The sequence below is a fragment of the Oleiphilus sp. HI0117 genome (assembly GCF_001635235.1).
In genome coordinates, this window is the sequence record NZ_LWGA01000049.1 from 1 (window position 1) to 1,308 (window position 1,308).

The following is a 1,308-nucleotide window of genomic DNA, read 5'->3' on the forward strand; positions in this document are numbered from 1 at the left end:
CAGCAGTGGGTAATTACCAGACAAATCGAAAAAGCTAACGCTTAATCTACCCTGTTCTTGATATGAGTGAATATTATCAAGACACTATTGCAGCTCTTGCTACGGCGGCAGGTCGTGGCGGAGTTGGAATTGTCAGGGTATCAGGCCCAAAAGCCTTAGATATCGCTAAACTGATGGTTCATTTTGAGCCTAAGAATCGATATGCACATTATTGCGATTTCTATGATCCAGATGGTTTACGTTTAGATCAGGGAATTGCCCTGTACTTTAAAGGTCCCCACTCCTTTACCGGTGAAGACGTCGTTGAGTTCCAAGCTCATGGTGGCCCGGTCATTCTGGATCTTTTGTTAAAAGCCATCGTTTCGAATGGTGCTCGCTTAGCAGAAGCGGGAGAATTTTCTCAACGCGCCTTTTTTAATGACAAGCTGGATCTGGTTCAGGCTGAAGCTATTTCTGACTTAATAAACAGTACTTCCGAGCAGGCTGCTCGTTCTGCTTTGCGTTCCCTACAAGGGGACTTTTCTCAGCAAGTTGATGCCATTGTATCCGGCTTGATTAAACTCCGAATGTACGTGGAAGCAGCAATTGATTTCCCTGAAGAAGAAGTTGATTTTCTTTCTGAGTCACATGTCCTGGAGCAAGTTGATACTCTGATTGATACCTTGAATGACTTAATCAATAATGCGAATCAAGGGGCACTACTAACTGAAGGAATGAGGGTGGTAATTGCCGGTCGTCCAAATGCAGGTAAGTCTAGTTTGCTGAATGCTTTAGCAGGACGCGATTCAGCTATTGTGACTGATATTGAAGGAACTACACGTGATGTGCTTAAAGAGCAGATCAATATTGATGGAATGCCTTTACATATTATTGATACGGCAGGGCTTCGAGAAAGTACTGATAAAGTTGAACAGATTGGTATTGATAGAGCTTGGCAGGAAATTGAACAAGCTGATCGAATTCTTTTAGTTGTTGATGCTTCATCTATTGAATCAAACTCTGACTCATTACCAGACACGCTATGGCCAGAGTTTTTGGAAAAGCTCGATAATCAGGACCATATAACAATTGTTCGAAACAAAGTGGATAAAACGTCAGAAGCCCCATCGACTGCTTCGCTTGGTGAATTCCCACTTATTTCTTTATCCGCTAAGCAAAAACAAGGCTTAAGCTTACTACAAGATCACCTTAAAGAGTGCGTTGGTTATAAGGCTAATAATGAAGGTACATTTACTGCACGCAGACGGCACCTAGATGCCTTAAATCGTGCTTTGGATGCTGTAAATCTTGGTCGAAGACAGCTAACAG

1 protein-coding gene is annotated in these 1,308 nt (G+C 42.5%); it reads left to right on the forward strand.

All coding sequences use genetic code 11. The annotated features are described in order from the left end of the window. Window positions 1-62 precede the first annotated feature (62 nt). A partial coding sequence (gene mnmE, locus A3757_RS00870) for a tRNA uridine-5-carboxymethylaminomethyl(34) synthesis GTPase MnmE (RefSeq protein WP_068738993.1) occupies window positions 63-1,308 on the forward strand: 1,246 nt, incomplete at its 3' end.